17 protein-coding genes and 1 pseudogene are annotated in these 17785 nt (G+C 65.1%); 7 read left to right on the forward strand and 11 right to left on the reverse strand.

What is annotated here, in order from left to right; genetic code table 11:
* The gene (locus H537_RS43185; protein ID WP_084150687.1) at nucleotides 1-471 is read left to right on the forward strand and encodes a cupin domain-containing protein; all 471 of its coding nucleotides are present in this window, start codon (nucleotides 1-3) and stop codon (nucleotides 469-471) included.
* A gap of 295 nt (nucleotides 472-766) precedes the next feature.
* Nucleotides 767-1735, forward strand: a complete 969-nt coding sequence (locus tag H537_RS0114850; protein ID WP_043458875.1) for a porin — start codon at nucleotides 767-769, stop codon at nucleotides 1733-1735.
* Between the two features lie 199 nt (nucleotides 1736-1934).
* Here H537_RS0114850 and H537_RS55630 read toward each other — a convergent pair whose 3' ends face one another.
* The 8 genes from H537_RS55630 to H537_RS0114895 form a co-directional block, all read right to left on the reverse strand.
* Nucleotides 1935-2168 carry a proline racemase family protein gene (locus H537_RS55630; protein WP_043458876.1) on the reverse strand — a complete coding sequence of 78 codons (234 nt, stop codon included), beginning with the start codon at nucleotides 2166-2168 and terminating at the stop codon, nucleotides 1935-1937.
* Between the two features lie 99 nt (nucleotides 2169-2267).
* Nucleotides 2268-2993, reverse strand: a complete 726-nt coding sequence (locus H537_RS51105; protein ID WP_084150688.1) for a GntR family transcriptional regulator — start codon at nucleotides 2991-2993, stop codon at nucleotides 2268-2270.
* A gap of 21 nt (nucleotides 2994-3014) precedes the next feature.
* Nucleotides 3015-4202: an MFS transporter gene (locus H537_RS0114870; protein ID WP_028998539.1), complete on the reverse strand. Its 1188-nt coding sequence runs from the start codon at nucleotides 4200-4202 to the stop codon at nucleotides 3015-3017.
* Entirely contained in the window at nucleotides 4202-5887 is a 1686-nt protein-coding gene (locus H537_RS0114875) for an electron transfer flavoprotein-ubiquinone oxidoreductase (protein WP_028998540.1), read from the reverse strand. The genes H537_RS0114870 and H537_RS0114875 overlap by 1 nt, the downstream gene beginning before the upstream one ends.
* Nucleotides 5888-5896: 9 nt before the next feature.
* Nucleotides 5897-6493, reverse strand: a complete 597-nt coding sequence (locus H537_RS43190; protein ID WP_051242659.1) for a HutD/Ves family protein — start codon at nucleotides 6491-6493, stop codon at nucleotides 5897-5899.
* A complete protein-coding gene (locus H537_RS0114885) occupies nucleotides 6490-7437 on the reverse strand; it encodes an electron transfer flavoprotein subunit alpha/FixB family protein (RefSeq protein WP_028998541.1) in 948 nt (315 codons plus the stop codon). The genes H537_RS43190 and H537_RS0114885 overlap by 4 nt, the downstream gene beginning before the upstream one ends.
* A 13-nt stretch (nucleotides 7438-7450) precedes the next feature.
* The gene (locus H537_RS0114890) at nucleotides 7451-8218 is read right to left on the reverse strand and encodes an electron transfer flavoprotein subunit beta/FixA family protein (RefSeq protein WP_028998542.1); all 768 of its coding nucleotides are present in this window, start codon (nucleotides 8216-8218) and stop codon (nucleotides 7451-7453) included.
* A gap of 40 nt (nucleotides 8219-8258) precedes the next feature.
* A complete protein-coding gene (locus H537_RS0114895) occupies nucleotides 8259-9443 on the reverse strand; it encodes an NAD(P)/FAD-dependent oxidoreductase (protein ID WP_028998543.1) in 1185 nt (394 codons plus the stop codon).
* Between the two features lie 310 nt (nucleotides 9444-9753).
* On the opposite strand from H537_RS0114895, the gene hutG reads away from it, so the two are divergent.
* Nucleotides 9754-10566 (forward strand): N-formylglutamate deformylase, encoded by an 813-nt coding sequence (gene hutG / locus H537_RS0114900; RefSeq protein WP_028998544.1) that lies wholly within the window; start codon nucleotides 9754-9756, stop codon nucleotides 10564-10566.
* 178 nt (nucleotides 10567-10744) lie between these two features.
* On the opposite strand, the gene H537_RS43195 is transcribed toward hutG, so the two are convergent.
* The 3 genes from H537_RS43195 to H537_RS0114915 form a co-directional block, all read right to left on the reverse strand.
* Nucleotides 10745-12271, reverse strand: coding sequence for a methyl-accepting chemotaxis protein (locus H537_RS43195; protein WP_051242661.1), 1527 nt, complete (start codon nucleotides 12269-12271; stop codon nucleotides 10745-10747).
* A gap of 183 nt (nucleotides 12272-12454) precedes the next feature.
* Entirely contained in the window at nucleotides 12455-13543 is a 1089-nt protein-coding gene (locus H537_RS0114910; protein ID WP_043458877.1) for an FAD-binding oxidoreductase, read from the reverse strand.
* Entirely contained in the window at nucleotides 13533-14786 is a 1254-nt protein-coding gene (locus H537_RS0114915) for an aromatic ring-hydroxylating oxygenase subunit alpha (RefSeq protein WP_028998546.1), read from the reverse strand. Before H537_RS0114915 ends, H537_RS0114910 begins: the two co-directional genes overlap by 11 nt.
* 122 nt (nucleotides 14787-14908) lie before the next feature.
* Here H537_RS0114915 and H537_RS0114920 point away from each other — a divergent pair, with 122 nt between their 5' ends.
* The 4 genes and pseudogenes from H537_RS0114920 to H537_RS43205 all read left to right on the forward strand — a co-directional run.
* On the forward strand, nucleotides 14909-15811 hold the full coding sequence (locus H537_RS0114920) for a LysR substrate-binding domain-containing protein (protein ID WP_028998547.1): 903 nt from the start codon (nucleotides 14909-14911) through the stop codon (nucleotides 15809-15811).
* Nucleotides 15808-15945, forward strand: coding sequence for a hypothetical protein (locus H537_RS52870; RefSeq protein WP_156901727.1), 138 nt, complete (start codon nucleotides 15808-15810; stop codon nucleotides 15943-15945). Before H537_RS0114920 ends, H537_RS52870 begins: the two co-directional genes overlap by 4 nt.
* Nucleotides 15946-15963: 18 nt before the next feature.
* Nucleotides 15964-17025, forward strand: a pseudogene (locus tag H537_RS56770) (MFS transporter).
* A gap of 263 nt (nucleotides 17026-17288) precedes the next feature.
* A partial coding sequence (locus tag H537_RS43205) for a branched-chain amino acid ABC transporter substrate-binding protein (RefSeq protein WP_238446696.1) occupies nucleotides 17289-17785 on the forward strand: 497 nt, incomplete at its 3' end.

Genomic DNA, 17785 nt, shown 5'->3' on the forward strand with positions numbered 1-17785 from the left:
ATGAACCGGACGGTCGGCCGCTGGACCTGGCCGGCCAACCGACCGACTTCCGGCAACCGCTTCGAGGATCACCGAGTGCCCGCTGTACTTCCGTCGCCCAAGGGGCTGCAACCCGGCGCCATCGCCACCCGCTATCAGCTGCACGACGACGACTGGCAGCCGATGTTTCTGGGTGAGTGTGCCGTGCCGGGCTACCACTGGATTGCGCTGCCATCGTACTCGCGGCAATCCTGGCAGGCTTACTGGATGCGCGTCGATGCAGGCGCTCGAGGCCCGCAGCATGTCCACCCGAGTACGGAGCTGGTCCAGGTCTACCAGGGCGATTTCTGCGACCAGGGCGGAGCGCGGCACGGGCCTGGCGACGTGGTTGTCTATGAGGCGGGTAGCAGGCATGCCACCTACTCCGTCAAAGGTTGCCTCGTGTTCGTAATTGCCAGCATCGAGGCTGTCGTTACGGCTGAGCCTGCATAACAGCACGGGCCGAGTCTCCGGTCCGGGTGGCCGGCAGTAAATCAATGGTCCCGGTGAAACGCCAGTGCGGACGCGACGGCCCCGGGTGAGCACAGCGCTGCGCACCGTGTCTCACGGTCGCAATTTGGAATCAGTCCCCTCTCGAAACCTGAGGTTTCGAGGCTGGATGAGTATTGCCTTCAGTTTTCAAATAGACGGGGCAATGATGGGAGCCGGTATCCGGCCACGTTGACAGCAACAGAAAGTCAAACGGCAAGGTGCCGGTACATGATCGTCATGTGAGGAGTTCCGAAAAATGAAAAACGTCGTGAGCGCAAAATACGCGATTCCCGCGGCTGTCCTGATGCTGAGCCTGTCGTCTGTCCATGCGCAGTCCAGTGTCAACATCTCAGGCTATCTGGATGTCGGCGTCTATCGAGATACCAACCGCACGTGGAACGTGGGCCCGATTCAGCGTAGCTACATTTCATTCAGCGGCAGCGAAGACCTGGGCAACGGCCTGGCGGCGATCTTCAGGCTCAGCTCCCGCTTCGACACCGGCACGGGCGCGCTGGAGAGCTCGACCAAGCCGTTCTGGCACGATGAATCGACCATCGGACTCAAGGGCAGTTTCGGCACAATCAAGTTCGGTCGCCGCCTCGATGCCGTCAACAGCGTCGACTGGCAATTCGACCCCTGGTACAACTTTGACCGGGTGGCGTCGCCGGCCTGGGATACCTGGCACTACAACTTTCCGTCGGACCCCCGCGCCAACAACGGCACGCCCGATTATGGCCGTCTGAACAATGGCATTTTCTATGATTCACCGACCTTCGGCGGCTTTGCCTTGCACCTGAGCGGCTCGCCGGAAAAGGTGGATGGCGACGTGCGCCGCCCGATCGGCGCAGCCCTGACGTACAACCAAGGCAGCGTGGCTGCCATGGCGGCCCACAGCAGAAACAGTGCCGGCAATACCGACAACCAGTTCGGTGCCAAGTACAAGTTCGGCTCCCTGGCCGTGATGGCTGCCTACAACGTGAGCAAGGCCGGCGAGTCCAAGGCCAAGGCACTGACGGCTGGCGTCGAATACAGCCTGGGCGCCACCACGTTCAAGGGCGGCTATGGCCAGGTCGACGTTGACGGCGTCAAGGCCGTGAAGGTCTACGGCGGCGGCGCCTTCTACGCCCTGTCGAAGCGGACCACCGTGTATAGCGAGATCGCGCACAAGAAATTCGTCGCGGATTCCGCCAATACCTACGGCGTTGGCATAACGCACAGCTTCTGACCCAGCTTGCCAGTGCTGCCGCACCTTGGTGCGGCAGCTCCTGAGGCAGCTCGCACGATCTATTGGTGACAACCATTGTGCGCCGAGCTGCTTTCGCACATTTCGGGCCGCGTGATGCGTCACGCGGCCTTCGACGTTTGGCACCGCGCCAGCGGGCCGCTGGCGCGGTTTTGAGCAGACCGATGCGAGCAATATCTGCTCATGCCCAGATGTCGCCTGGCGAGAAGCCTTCGGTGAACGGATCATCCGGATCCAGGACGAAGGTATTCAAGCTCTGGCTCCAGCTCCTGCCGATGATGGTAGGCATCACCGCATGCCTGCCACCGAGGGTGGTTGCCTCCACCAGTCGGCCCGTATACACATTGCCCAGCATGCCCTGGTGGCGGAAATCGTGGTTCAGCGACAGTTGGCCCTTGGCATGCACTGTCGCCATCTTGGCGCAGGTGCCCGTGCCGCAGGGACAGCGTCCAGTGCACCGGTCCATGTGGCCGGGTTGTCCCAGGAGAAGTCACCCGAGGCCATCGTGGGCCTCTCAGCCGGCGCGAGATGCAGCCGCTCCCTCGGGAACAGCATATTGAGCCATGCGATGTCGCGACAGCTCCATGTGGGCGCGTACGTGCTCGGCCGCCGCATTTGCGTCGTGGCGTTCAATGGCGTCGATGAGCAGGTCATGCTGGGCCGCGGCCGTTTCCAGGTCCTGCTGCATGTCCCGGGCGGCTGGATGCCGGTAGAAATTCCTTCCCAGCCGGGCATGATCGATCAGCAGGCGGCGAAGGCTGGGCATCAGATACGCATTGCTGGCCATCTTCCCGATGTGAAGATGAAAAGCATCGTTATGGATTATTTTGCCCTCAAGGTCCCCTTGCTCAATGGCTGACCTGAATCTCTTCTGAATGGCTTTCAACTCATTGACTTCAACTGCGGTGGCGTTGACTGCTGCCAGGCGTGCGGTCGCAATATATATAATCGGGGCAGCCCGGAGGAAATTCTTTAATGAATCAAGGCTCATCGATGAAACACGGGTTGCCTTGTTGGCTTCGAGCTCGATGTAGCCTTCGGCTGCGAGCTGCCTCAAGAGCTCGCGTACCGGTGCCCGCGAGATGCCGAATTCCTCTGCGAGGGCCAACTCGTCGACCAATGCGCCGGGAACCATTTCCATGCTGATGATGCGACGTCGAAGGGTGTCACCCAGGACTGTCTTTCGATCGGCCCGAGCTGCCGCCAAAGAATTTGAGTCACTGTCAGTCGTTTGCTTCATGAAAAGGGCCAGATTCGAACTTCAGGTCCGCATCAGGAGTCGCGACTCCTTTTTCCTGCGCAGCAATGTGAAAAATGAGGAAAGCCACAGCACCAGCCCCGAGCCGAACACGACTGAAAAGTAGCCTGCGTGCCCTGATTTATCCATCCACAACGACGTCAGGACCGGGCCCAGGCAGCCCCCGAGCGAATAGGTCGCGAGGATCATGGCAACGGCAGCACCTTGCATCGAAGAGGGAAGGCGGTCATTCGCGTCCGAGGTGGCCTGGGCGTAAACGCAGAAAATGGCTGCAGAGTAAGCCAGTCCCCAGGTGGACAACGCTTGTGGGCTGGGATACGAGAAGAGCATGGCGGCCGATGCACAAATGACGGACGAAATGAAGAGCAGTGTCCGCGGCCTGCCGATGCCATCGGAAAGCCGTGCTACGGGCCACAAGCAAAAAAGCGCCGCTCCAACCCCAATGCCGATGAAACTGCTGACTTCTTGCTCGTGCAATCCAAGTCCCGCCGCCGCTGCCGGCAACAGCGTGTAGAAGCTGCTGAGAAAAATGCCCGACAGTCCCGATGCGACCATGCTCAATGAGCAACACTCCAGAACCTTCCGATAGTCGCTGAACGACGCCTTGGAAAAATGATGGAGCTTTTCGGCGGAATTGTCGCTATCCCGGGCACGTGCAAGAGCGGGCAGCGAGGCTGTGAAGAGCAATGCCGCGGTCAGCCCGAAAGGTTCGATGCTGCTGCCGGATGCTGCGCTCAGCAAAAACTGGCCGCCTGAAATGCTGGCATAGGTGGCGAGCTGGTAGTAGGCGAACAGCCGGCCCCTGACGTCGTTGCTGACGGCGGCGTGCAGGCTGCTTTCCATGCTGGTGAATACACCCGCCAGGCAGATTCCCATCACCAGGCGCAACATTGACCACAACACCAGATCCGCCTGCACCAGGTGGCCGGCGCTGGCGGCGGCGCCAATGGCCGTGCAAAGCGCAAAGAGCCGGCGCTCGCCGATCCGGGCAATCAGGGCGACCGCCAGCGGCGATCCCATTGCCAGACCAACGAAATAGGCCGCCTGCACAAGCCCGATGTCGGGAACGCTGTAGCCGGATTTCCCAAGCTGCAAGGAGATATGCGTGCTGATGATCCCGTTGCTGGTCACCAGGACGGCAAAGCACAGCGTCGGGATGAGGAACGATGCGCGAAGCAATCTCCTGGTCATCACATGCCGGTGTAATTCGGACCTCCGCCACCTTCGGGCGTCACCCAGACGATGTTCTGCGTCGGGTCCTTGATGTCGCAGGTCTTGCAATGCAGGCAGTTTTGCGCGTTGATCTGCAGGCGCTCGCTGCCTCCTTGCTCAGGCACGAACTCGTAGACGCCGGCCGGACAGTAGCGGCTTTCCGGTCCCGCGTATTTCGACAGGTTGACCGTCACAGGAGCAGCCGTATCCCGCAGCGTCAGATGGGCGGGCTGCTTCTCCTCGTGATTGGTATTGCTCAAGAATACCGAGGAAAGCCGATCGAAGCTGATTTTCCCGTCGGGCTTGGGATACGCGATCCTGCGGGCCTCGCTGGCAGGCTGCAGATAGATGTGGTCCGGGCCCTTGCGGTGCACCGTCCAGGGCGGCGCTTTGACGCCCAGCTTGGGCAACAGCCACTGCTCGATACCCGTCATCAGCACGGCCGTCTGCCGTCCCCGCTTGAACCACTGCTTGAAGTTCTTGGCCTGCTGCAGCTCGGCGTGCAGCCAGCTGTTCTCGAACGCCGCAGGGTAGGCGCTGAGCTCGTCGCCGCTCCTGCCCGCCTGCAGCGCCTCGAAGAGGCTTTCAGCGCACAGCATGCCGCTCTTGATGGCGGCGTGGCTGCCCTTGATGCGGCTGACGTTCAGGTAGCCCGCGTCGCAGCCCACCAGCGCGCCGCCCGGGAAGACCGTCTTGGGCAGGGACAGCAGGCCGCCGGCGGTGATGGCGCGCGCGCCGTAGCTCAGCCGCTTGCCGCCCTCGAGCACCTTGCGGATGGCCGGGTGCGTCTTGAAGCGCTGGAATTCGTCGAACGGGCTCAGCCAGGGGTTCTTGTAGTCCAACCCGACCACAAAGCCGATGAAGACTTGGTTGTTCTCCGCGTGGTACAGGAAGGAGCCGCCGTAGGTGTCCGCCTCCAGCGGCCAGCCGGCGGTGTGCATGGCCAGCCCGGGCTGGTGCAAGGCCGGGTCGATCTCCCAGACCTCCTTGAGCCCGATGCCGTAGCTCTGCGGGTCACGGCCTTCGTCGAGCTTGAAATTGGCGATCAGCTGCTTGCCCAGGTGTCCGCGCGCACCTTCGGCAAAGACCGTGTACTTGGCGCACAGCTCCATGCCGAGCTGGAAGCTGTCCGTGGGCTGGCCGTCCTTGTCCAGGCCCTGGTTCCCGGTAGCTACGCCACGCACGGAGCCGTCCGGCGCGTACAGCACTTCCGCTGCGGCAAAGCCCGCAAAGATCTCGACGCCCAGCGCCTCGGCCTGGCCGCTCATCCAGCGCACCACGTTGCCCAGGCTGACGATGTAGTTGCCGTGGTTCTGAAAGCACTTCGGCAGCAGGCTGGGCGGCGTAGCGCGCGCGCCGGTCTCGGTGAGGAAGAGGAATTGGTCCTGCTGGACCTCCTGCGTCAGTGGCGCACCCAGCGCCTTCCAATCGGGAATCAGCTCGGTCAGCGCCTTCGGGTCCATGATGGCGCCCGAGAGGATGTGCGCGCCGGGCTCGGAGCCCTTCTCCAGCACGCAGACCGACACTTCCTTGTTCTGGGAGGCGGCAAGCTGCTTGAGTCTGATCGCCGTGGCCAGGCCCGCCGGGCCGGCGCCAACAATTACCACGTCGTATTCCATCGAATCGCGCGGGCCGTACTGGGCAAGGAGGTCCTGGGAGGTCATGAAACAGCTCTAGGTATCGGAATAGATTTCGGTGTAGATCAGGCTGCAGTCGCCGCTCGCGGGCTTGAGCGTCACGGCAGCGCCGGGCTGGCGCAGGTCCAGGCCCTCACCGGCAGCCAGCGTCCCGGCGTCGCCGCCGGCGTCTTCGAGCAGGTACTGGCCCTTGAGGACCAGCACGAAGGCCGTGCAGCCGGACTTCAGGTCGACGGCGCTGTTGCGATGCTCCGCGACGCTGGTCATGGCCTGGCCGCGGCGCGTCATCACGTTCCACAGCCGCACCTGCTGTTCCGGGCGCGATGCGAAAAGCGACTCGTCGCCGTCGAAGTGCGCCGTATGGCCCACGCCGGAGAAGGCGATCTGCCGGCGGCCGCCCGTGAGCTCGAGCCGCTCGCCTTCGATGAGCACCGCGCTGCGGTTCATCCCGGGGAAGCGGGAAAAGGGCCCCGCCCGCGTGATGTCGGCGGCACTGACTCGCCAGATCACCTGGCCGCCTTGCGAGGCGGTGGCGATCGTGCGTGTCAGGCCCCCGCCGTTGCGCCACGGCTCGGCCGGGATGTCGTCCAGCGCGAAGCGCTGGACGCCGCAAGGCAGGGCGACTGCGTTCATGCTGCGCTGCGCAGTTGAGGCAGTGCCCTGGTCAGCGCGGGCAGCACCTCGAAAAGGTCGCCCACGAGACCCAGGTCCGCCACGGAAAAGATGGGCGCGTCGGCATCCTTGTTGACGGCCACGATCACACGGGCGTCCTTGATGCCGGCCAGGTGCTGGATGGCGCCGGAGATGCCGAAGGCGAAGTAGACGTCCGGCGCCACGGTCTTGCCGGTCTGGCCGACCTGGATGGCATTGGGCGCGAAGCCGGCATCGACCGCAGCGCGCGACGCGCCGACAGCACCCCCGAGCTTGTCGGCCAGGGCGTCGATGAGCTTCATGTGCTCGGCCGAGCCGATGCCGCGGCCGGCGGCGACCACCACGCCGGCACGGGTCAGGTCCGGACGGTTGCTGGTCGGCGCGTCGCGGCCGATGAGCACGGTGCGCGTGTCCGGCGTGGCGGCCGCCACGTCGGTTACGGTCGCATTGGCGCCCGTGGCGCAAGGCTCGAAGGCCGCCGGACGTACCGTGAGCAGGACCTGGCCGGAGGGTACCTGCACTTTGGCCAGCACGCTGCCCGCGTACATGGGGCGCACGAACAGCTCCGGCGACTCGATCGCAGTCACGTCGGCCAGGAAGGTGGCCTCGCGCTGCGCTGCCAGGCGGGGCAGGGCGGCGCGGGCGGCCATGCCGTGCGCCGCCACGATGAAGCGGTAGCCGTCGGCCAGCGCGCCGATCTGACGTGCCAGCGTCTCGGCGTTGGGCGAGGCCAGGTGATGGGCGTCGGCGCGCAGCACCGTGCGCACGCCGGCGAGCTGCGCGGCCTGCTGCGCCACGGCGGCGCCATCCGCGCCCATGACCAGGACGTCGATGTCCGGGGTCAAGCGGGTGGCCGCGGTGACGAGACGGGCCGTGGTCGCATCGAGTTGATACGCGTCGTGAACGGCAATGACTAGGGCTTTCATGGGAATTTGGTCCTCAGTTGGCGGGTTGCAGCGCAGGCAGGCTCTTGAGGCGCTCGATGAGCGTGTCGACGTCGGGTACGCGAACGCCGGCCTGGCGGGCGGGCGGCTCGGTCACGGCCACGACGCTGCTGCGCGCCGCGGGGACGGGGCCCAGCTCGGCCAGCGGCAGCGTGGTGATGACGGCCTTCTTGGCCTTCATCATGTTGGGCAGCGAGATGGTGCGCGGGTCGCACAGCCGCAGGTCCACGCTCAGCACGGCCGGCAGCGGCAGGCTCATCTGCTCCAGCCCCTGGTCACCGTCGCAGCTCACCATCAGCTGCCCGCCCTCGGCGGCGAGACGGCCCACGGAGATGGCCTGGGGCCAGTCCAGGAAGGCCGCCAGCATGGGGCCGACGGCGCCCAGGTCATCGTCGATGGCCTGCTTGCCGCACAGCACCAGTCCGATCTGCTCGCGCTGGACCAGGGCCTGCAGCACGCGTGCGACGCCCAGCGAATCCATGGCCGCGGGGCTGGCGCCCGTATCGACCAGGATGGCCGCGTCGGCACCCATGGCCAGGCCGGTGCGCAGCACGTCCTGCGCAATGGGCGCGCCGCAGGTCACGACCGTGACCTTGGTGGCGATGCCCTTCTCGCGCAGCCGCACGGCCTGCTCGACCGCGACTTCGTCGAAGGGATTCATCGACATCTTCACGCCGGTCGTGTCGACGCCGGTGCCATCGGCCTTCACGCGGACCTTGACGTTGTAGTCGACCACGCGCTTGACGGGAACGAGGATATGCATGGTGGTATGAATCGGTGGTTGAGAAGGTGACGGCTTCGGGTCAGGACACGGCACCCAGGCCGTACTTGCCGGTGAGCAGCCGCCCGTTGCGGAAGCGTTCGATCGAGTAGGGCGCCAGCGGCACGTCGGTGGCCAGGCCCAGGGCTTCCTGGGCCAGCACGCGGCCCACGGCCGGGGAAAGCTTGAAGCCGTGGCCGGAGAAACCGTAGCCCACCACGAGCCCTTGCACTTCGGGCAGGCGGCCCAGCACCGGGTTCCAGTCGGGCGTGACGTCGTAGACGCCGGTCCACGAGGAGGCCAGGCCCGCGGTTTCGTAGCTGGGGAAGCGCTCCGCTACCTGGGCGCCGACGTCCACGATGTAGTCCAGCGAGATGTCGCCCTGCTCGTTGTCCGGCTGGGCCAGGGTCTCGCCCACGGTGCCCTCGCTCACGAGCATCTGGTTGCCGCCGTAACTGCGGCAATACAGCATGCCCGGCGAGCCCAAGTCCTTGAACACCGGCATCTGGAAACTGTAGGCCTCGGGGCCTTCCAGCGCCAGCACGGCGTGGCGCTCGGGCACCACCGGCGAGGCGACGCCGGTCCAGCGCTCGATGTCCTTGGCCCAGATGTTCTGGGTGCTGACGACGGTGTTGCTGTGGAAGGTGCCGCGCGAGGTCTCGACGCCGACGACCTTGCCGCCCTCGACCAGCAGGCGTTCGACGTTGACGCCTTCCATGATCTTCACGCCCTTGCGGCGCGCGGCGCGGGCAAAGCCGGTGGCGACCATGTACGCGTCCGCGAAGCCGGCCTCGGGCTCGTAGCCGATCAGCGCGGCGTCATCGAACTTGGCGATGGGCAACAGCTCGCGGGCCTGGGCCTGGTCGAGCAGGCGCACCTCGATGCCCTGGGCCTGCTGTCCGGCCAGCGCCGAGCGCAGCGGCTCGAGTTTGGAACCCTCGGGGGCGCATACCAGGTAGCCGCATTTGACGAGGCCCGCCGAGGCTTCCTCGTCGTCGAGGTAGCCCGAGAAATCGTTGAAAATGGACCACGAGGCCTTGGCCATCTCCACGTTTTCCATCACGGAGTAGTGCGTGCGCAGGATGCCGGAGGACTGGGACGTGGTACCAGCGCCGATCTGCGTGCGGTCGAGCACCAGCACGTTGCGGGCACCAAAGCGCGCCAGGTGGTACGCGACCGAGCTGCCGATCACTCCTGCGCCGATCACGATTGCGTCGTAGCTTTCCATCGATGGCCTTTCTGTTCTGGGAAGGCGGTTGTGATGGACGCCAGCGTAGGAGCGCGCCTCAAGCGCCTTGGCAACTTCAATAAAAGCGATTCAATACTTAACCGTTCCTGGGGTTGGCCGGTGTTGCCGGGCGGGTGCGCATGATGCCGCCCTACGTGCTTTACCGTCCGAATCCGTGCGCCCGATTGACAGGGCAGCGGCCGTACTCGTGACAGGCGGCTGTTTTGGTCACCGCAGGGTGCCAGATATTGCCCGCAGGTAATCCGTGCTGATTCCTGAACTATTGTCCTGCTCTCGCCAAGGAAATTGCATGACGCAAGAAAGTCCGGTTTACGCGCTGACCCGCGGCACACAACCGCTGCTGCTCTCGATTCCCCATCTGGGGACCGAGCTGCCGGCCGATATTGCGGCTCAGATGAATGATGTGGCCTCGGTGTTGCGCGACACCGATTGGCATCTCGACCGCCTGTATGAGTTTGCGGCCAGCATGGGAGCGTCGGTGCTCCAGGCGAAGCTCTCCCGCTACGTGATCGACCTGAACAGGCCCCCCAACGGGGAAAGCCTCTATCCTGGGAAAACCACCACGGGCCTGTGCCCTACCGAGACATTTCCTGGTGAATCCTTATATGCCCCGGGGCAAGAGCCGGACGCGGCCGAGCAGGCCCGCCGCCTTGAGGGCTACTGGCGTCCTTATCACGATGCGCTGACGTCGGAGCTTGCCCGCATCCGGGCCGAGCACGGCTGTGCGCTGCTGTGGGATGCCCACTCCATTGCAAGCGTCCTGCCGCGTCTTTTCGAAGGCAAGCTGCCCGACCTGAACTTCGGAACGGCAGACGGCAAGAGCTGCGACGGCGACTTGCTCAAGCAGGTCATCACGGTAGCGGGGAAATCGCCATTCACGATCGTGGTCAACGGCCGCTTCAAGGGCGGCTACATCACCCGCCACTATGGTCGTCCGGAAGACGCCATCCATGCCATCCAGCTCGAGATGTGCCAGAGCCTGTACATGAACGAAGCGCCGCCCTTCGAGTTCGAGCCCGACAAGGCTGCAGCCGTTCAACCCGTGTTGCGCGGCATGCTCGAATCCGCGCTTGCGCATGTGAGGAAGCTGAATGCACGGTAAACCTCACTTGGGCCTGATGCCATGCCGTCTGCGGTCGATATTTGATGACATGCAGCCGGCAAGGCATGAATGATTGAGAGTGTTGGCGCGCCGGTGGGCAAGTCATGCTTGCCCTGGCGCGCCTTTTTTCTGGCTCTTGAATTCCGAGTGGGTCTGCCAGCCGACTTGGGGCTGGCGGTCAACGCACTCGAAACTCAAGCGTGGCTGAAAATTTGTACGGTGTCTTCACTGTCTCGGCCTGACAATGCAGCAAACGAGCGGCTGATGAAAGGTCTTTCACCATCGCTGCGTTCTGCTGCGTGACGCTGTCGAGCTGGCTCACGGCCTTGCTGACATGCTCCACGCCTTGGCCCTGCTCCTGCGCGGCGCGGCTCATGTCGGCGATCAGGTCGAACACGCGGTCCACCGCCTGCGCGCTCTGGCGCACGGTGCGGCCCGCGGCCTCGGCCAGCGCGTTGCCGGCTTCCACGCGCCCGGTGGCGTCGCCGATGAGGTCCTTGATCTCGCGCGCCGCGTCGGTGGTCTTGCCCGCCAGGGCGCGCACCTCGCCGGCGACCACGGCGAAGCCGCGGCCGGCTTCCACCGCGGCGTTGAGCGCCAGGATGTTGGTCTGGAACGAGATGCTGTCGATGACCTGGATGATCTCGCCGATGCGCTGCGAGGCATCGCGGATCTCGCCCATGCGCTGCCCCATGTCCTGCATCGACTGCCCGCCCTGGCGCGCCGCGTCGGCGGCTTGCTGCGCCAGGCCGCGCGCGGTCTCGGCGTGCTCGGCGCTGTGGCGCAGCGTGAAGGCGATTTCCTCCACCGATGACGCGGTGTGCTGCAGGCTGCCGGCCTGGGTCTCGGTGCGCGAGCCCAGGTCGCCGTTGCCGGTGGCGATCTCGCTGGCGGCGGTGCGGACGCCTTCGACCTCGTGCCGCACGTCGCCCACGATGGCCTGCAGGCTCACGTCGAGCTGCGCCAGCGCGCGCATGCGCTGACTGACCTCGTCGGCGCCGGCTTTGGGCACGGCGCTGCCGAGCTGGCCGGCGGCCAGGCGGTTGGCCGTGGAGATGGCGTCGCGCAGCGGCGTCACGGCCAGGTGCCGCAGCCACAGCGCCATGCTCAGCCCCACGCCCGCGCCCACGCTCAGCGTCCAGTGCAACCCGCTGGCCGCCAGCGCCGCGTTGCCTACCGAGGTGCCCAGGCTCGTCACCACGACGCGGCCGCCCAAGCCCCAGCGCAGCTTCGTGCGCAGCCAGCCCCGTATCGAGCGCTTGTGCAGCTCGCCGTGGTGCAGCCGGTAGCGCTGCGGGTTCTTGCGCATCTCGGCATACAACGCCTCTGCACCGGCCACTTCCTGGCGCGAAGGCTTCACGCGCACGGACATGTAGCCCACCGTGTGGTTGTTCTCCACCACCGGCGTCACGTTGGCGCGCACCCAGTAGCGCTCGCCGTTCTTGCGCCGGTTCTTCACCAGGCCCGTCCAGGGCAGCCCTTCGGCCCGCGTGGCCCACAGGTCGCGGAAGGCCTCGGCCGGCACGTCGGGGTGACGGATCATGTTGTGGGGCTGGCCCAGCAGTTCCTCGCGGGCATAGCCGCTGACCTGGATGAAGGCCGGGTTGCAGTAAGTGATGTAGCTTTTGAGATCGGTGGTGGAGACCAGCGTCATGCCGTCTTCGAGCACGTACTCGCGGCCAGTCACTGGTTCGGTATCGCGCATGGCAATGTCCCCGATGTTCTAATTGTTGTGGTCGGGGCCCCGGCTTGGCGGGTTGGCCATCGCCGCTATTCCTAAAGGTAGCCAGTCAACCTGCTCCGAATCTAGGAGAGGCTGATTTTTTGCCTGCATCCGTGCGGCTTCAGCGGGCATGGCGCCCGTTGAAGCCGCAGGACTCGCGCCGGCTCAGCGGTCGATGACCAGGTCGCTCAGCGGTTTGGAGCAGCAGGGCAGGAAGAAGCCCGCGTCCACCTCGCGCTGGCGGATGCCGCCGTTGTGCTTCATGTCCACGGAGCCAGAGACCAGTTTGGACTTGCAGGTGCCGCACAGGCCGTTGCTGCACGAGGACGGAAGCCGCACGCCACCCTGGCGGGCCGCGGCGAGCACGGACTGCTCGCTGCTCACGTCGATTACCTTGCTTTGCTTGGCGAAGGTTACCTTGAACGCACTCGCAGCCTGCGCGGCAGGCGCTGGCGTGACAGTCTCTTCGTCGAGCACCGCGGCGTCGAAGCTTTCCTCGAAGTAGCGCGCCTGCGGCACGCCTAGCGCCAGAGAGAGCTCGCGCATGGCCTTCATGAAGGGCGCAGGGCCGCAGCACATCACCGTGCGCTGTGCCAGGTCGGGCACGGCCACCTTGAGCAGCGCTTCCGACACCCGGCCGGTGAGACCCGACCAGCCCGTCTCGTTGCCGGCGCGCTCGGGCAGGAACAGCAGCCGGAAGTTCGGCGTGACCTTGGCGCGGTACAGCAGCTCGTCGCGGAAAACGAGGTCCGCCGGCGTGCGGGCCGCGTGCACGAACACGATGTCGGGGTGGCGGCGCGCATCGGCCAGCGCGCGCACCATCGACATCACCGGCGTGATGCCGGAGCCGCCCGACACGAACAGGTACGGCCCCTCGCCCGGGTCGGGCAGCGTGAACGTCCCCGTAGGACCGGTGCCTCGCACCATGCCGCCCGGCTTGAGGTGGTCGTGCAGCCAGTTCGAGACCTTGCCCCCGTCCACGCGCTTGACGGTGATGGAGAACGCGCGCGGCGCCAGCGCCGACGACGACATGCTGTAGCAGCGGCTGTGCGTCTCGCCGTCGATCTCGAAGTCGAAGAGGAAGTACTGGCCCGGCTCGAAGCCGAAGTAGCGCTCCTGCTTCGCGCGGAAGGTGAAGGTCCGCACGTTGTGCGTTTCCTGGCGCACGTCGATGCACACCAGGTCCTGGTCAGCCTCGCGGCTCCAGAAGGCGCCCTGTGCGCAGGACGTCGGCAGCGTGAGCTCAGTAACCATGGGCCTGCATCCGCTGCACGTACCAGGAGGCAAAGTTGTCGAGCTGCTTCTCGGTGAACTTCGAGAAGGGACCCGGCTCGTAGCTGGGGTCGAGCACGCCGGCATGCGAGCGCGCCACGAGGTCGGCGTCCTGGTTGGTCGTCGCAATCCAGACGCTGGTGAGCTTGTCCAGGTTGTAGTCCTTGCCTTCCACGGCGTCCTTGTGCACCAGCCACTTGGTGCGCACCAGCGTGGTGTCGGCGGTCAGCGGAATGACCATGGCGCTCACCACGTGGTCGCCCATGAAGTGGTTCCAGCAGTTGTGGCCCCACAGGTGCGTGTCGCCCAGGTCCTTGCGGGTCATGGTGCCCATGAGCTTGGCGCAGGCTGCCGTCGCGTCCGGCGTGTGGGACTCGCCACCGCCGGCGATGGCCAGGCGCTGCGTGCGGAAGTTGGTCTCGCAGTCGATGACGCGCTCCACGGCGCAGGACTTGAAGCCTTCGGCTTCCCAGCGGCGCTCGCGCTCGGCATGCTCTGCCATGTGCTTCTGGGCGCGCGCCCGGTCCTCCTCGTTCATCGACTCCAGGTCAAAGCCGAAGTCCAGGTCGATGAAGCTCACGCACAGCTCCGGATGGCTGGCCACGCAGTGGTAGCACTCGCGGTTGTTCTCCATCGTGAGCTTCCAGTTGCCTTTCTCGATCACGTCGACCTGGTGCGCGACCTTGGCGTCGCGCAGGCCGTAGGGGGCCAGACGCTCTTCCATCACGTCCTGCAGGAACGAGATGTCCTTGGGCGGGTTGTCGCCGAGGCACACGTAGAGCAGGCCGCCCACGGAGCGCAGCGCCACGGGTTTGATGCTGCGGCAGGTCTTGTCGAAGTCCACGCCCATGTGCGGCGCGTGGATCAGCTCGCCCGTGGGCTCGTAGGTCCACTGGTGGTAGGGACACACCAGCTTGGAGATGACGGTGGCGCCGGTATTGAGAATGCGGGCGCCGCGGTGACGACACACGTTGTGGAGCGCACGCACCTGCATGTCATCGTCGCGCGTCAGGATGACGCTGGACGAGCCGATGTCAACCACCTGCGTATCGCCCGGCTCGGGAATCTCGCATTCCAGGCCGATGAGGATCCAGTGGTTCTTGAAGAAGACTTTCATGTCCGCTTCGAAGACGTCCGACTGGGTGTAGAGACCCGCGGGAAGCGAGTAGCCCTTGCGGCGCGAGGACAGCAGGGAAGAGACGGAGGCAGAGGCGCTGGAAGACATTGCAAGGGGCTCCTTTTGGATGACTTCGAATAATGATATTTGTCAGAATATCTGTCTTCAACGCCATATTTCCTCATGTTTTGCATAACACTGAGTTATGCAAGCTACTGCTCAGAGCCGTCATGCCGATTCGCAAGAACTTCCCCTCACTCAATGCGCTGCTGGTGCTGGAAGCCGCCGTGCGGCACCGCAGCTTCACGGTGGCGGCTTCGGAGCTGGGCGTGACGCAGGCCGCTGTTAGCCGCCAGGTGGCGATGCTCGAAGAGCAGCTCGACACGCTGCTGTTCACGCGCAAACACCGCGCCATCGAGCCCACGCCGCAGTGCCTGCAGCTGGCGTCCGCGCTTGCCCTGAGCTTTGCCAACATCGCCGAGAGCGTGGACATGATTCGCTCCACCAAGCGCCAGGAGACGATCACCATCGGGGCGACGCTGGCGTTCTCGACCTTGTGGTTGTTGCCGCGCATCGGCGAGTTTCGCAAGCGCTATCCGCTGGTCCAGATCCGGGTGATGTCCCAGGATTCGCGCATCAACCTCAACAGCGGCGATGTGGACGTGATCGTGCGCTTCGGGCTACCGCCGTTCGATGACGGCCAGGTCGTTGCCTCACGTACCGACGAGGTGTTCCCCGTGTGCTCGCCCGAGTACGCGCAGCGGTTGGGCAGTGCCCGGTCGATGTTCCCGTCCGCCGCCTGTGAGCTGATCGGGCACGAGGTGCCCGACTGGACCTGGTACACCTGGCCGGACTGGTTCGGCCGTGCCGGCATCGTCGCCACCAATTCGGCGCCGCGGCTCAGCTTCAACTACTACACTGAGGCGCTGCAGGCGGCTCGCGCGGGCCAGGGCATCGCGTTGGGATGGAGCACTCTCGTGCAAGGCTACCTGGATGATGGTTCGCTGGTACGCCTGGGCAACGCCGTCGTGGCTGCCGAAGGGCGTTACAACGTGGTGGTTCCCTTGCGGCGCAAGGCCAACCCGTTGCGCGACATCCTTGTCGACTGGCTGGCCAGCAGCCTTAGCACGTGAGCCACGACCGGCATCTGGTGATCGCAGCATCGAAGATCGGGACAGCGCGTGGCTTCATCGCCCTGGCGCTGGGAAGTGCGCTTTGCGGCAGCACGGCGCCATCGCCGCTCTACGGGATCTACCAGGCACGCTGATAGTTCTCATCGACGACGCTGACTGCCTTGTTCACCGTCCATGCGCTGGGTGTACTGGTGTCGCTGATAGTGATGTGGCGCGTATCCGATCGCCATGCGGATCGCCGTGTCGTGATCGTGCCTGCTCTGGCCGTGGTGATGCCCGGCTCGCTGGTGTTTGCTTTCGCATCGAGTCTGACGGGCTTGTTCATCGGTCGGCTGCTCACCGAACTGGGGAGCGGCGCGCTGAGCAGCGTATGCACGGCCGCGCTGGCTGACCTTGATGCAGTAGCAGACCGCCGGCCGCATGCGGCCATGATTGCGACATTTGCATTCACCAACGGCGCGGCACTCGGGCCATTGGCTTCATCGGCCGCGCTGCATCTGGAGACCTGAGCCAGGGCGATCCCGTTCTTGATAGATGCATTGCTGGCCATGGCGGCCCTCGCCGGGCTGGTGCTGCTGCCCTGGCCCATGGCTTCAAGGACTGCCTCAGCGCCGGCGTCGCCATCCGTCCAGCCGAGTTGGTCCGATCAATTCCGACCGGTGCGCCAACGCTTTGTCGCGGCCTGTGCGGTGGTTGTCGCTGCGTGGTCAGTGGGCAGCGTGTTCATGGCCCTGGGCCCGCCGCTGGCACGAACGGTCCTGTCCGGGTTGGGGACAGGAGTGGCCGGGCTCATCGTCGCGCTGTTCCAGGTCGTGGCGGGATGCAGCCGGCTCGCAGCGTCCCGCTTAGCGCGACGCACGACCGTGCAGGCAGGTCTGGCGCTGCTGGTCGTATCCTTGGCTGGCAGCCTGAGCGCCCTGGGAATGGGCTCGGCATGGAGCCTGGGACTCGCCGCCATCGCCGGCGGGATTGGCTATGGCACACGCTTCGTCGGTTACTCCAGCGCCGTGACCGCGCTGGCTCCCCCCGACCGCCGTGCACGGCTTGCGTTGATGTACCTGGTAGCCGGCTATCTCGGCTCCGCGGCAACCACCTTGGGCCTTGGGGCGCTGATTGATGTCCCGGGCCTGCGCGGCGCCACGCTCGTGTTCACAGCGGTGCTGCTGGCGAGCGTCGCGCTGATCCTGTCGGGCATCCAGCGGCTGCCGAGGTGAACGACCGGCGCCGCTGAGTTCGGCATTGGTCGATGGCGTCACTCCAGGCCAGTCCTGCTTCCTCATCGAAAGCCAAAGCCAATTAACATTGCCGGCTGGCCGAGTCACGCACAGCGGTCCGGCTCACACGGACCAAGTCTTCAGGGTTTCTCCGCACGGTTTTGATCTGTCCCAACTGCAAGCTTTTTGAAATGAAGCCTCTTTCACTGGGCACACGGCACCTTGTCTTCTCGTTCCTGGCAACCACGCTGGCCTGCACAACCGTGGCCGCCGATGCACAGGAAGTCGTGAAGATCGGCCTGAGCAGCCCGCTGTCGGGCCCGCAGTCCGCCTATGGAACGGACAACCGTGACGGCCTGCTTTTGGCGGTCAAGGAGCTCAATGCCAACGGCATTCAGGTCGGCGGCCAGAAGGTGAGCTTCGATGTCGTGGCCGAGGACGACGCCGGCGACCCGCGCCAAGGCGTATCGGTAGCGCAGAAGCTGGCCGATGCGAAGGTCCGTTATGTCGTGGGCCCCTACAACTCCGGTGTCGCCATTCCGGCCAGCCGGGTCTACAACGAGGCCGGCATGGTGATGCTGACCGTGGGTGCCAATCCCAAGCTGACCGAACTCGGCCACTCACGGCTGTTTCGTATCGGCGGCAACGACCGGCAGGTCGGTACAGCCATGGCGGTCTATGCCGCCAAGGAGATGAAGGTCAAGAACGTCGCCGTGGTCGATGACCGCACCGCCTATGGCCAGGGGCTCGTGGCCGAATT

Origin of the sequence: Azohydromonas australica DSM 1124, from assembly GCF_000430725.1 — a bacterium.
Classification (GTDB): Bacteria; Pseudomonadota; Gammaproteobacteria; order Burkholderiales; family Burkholderiaceae_C; genus Azohydromonas; species Azohydromonas australica.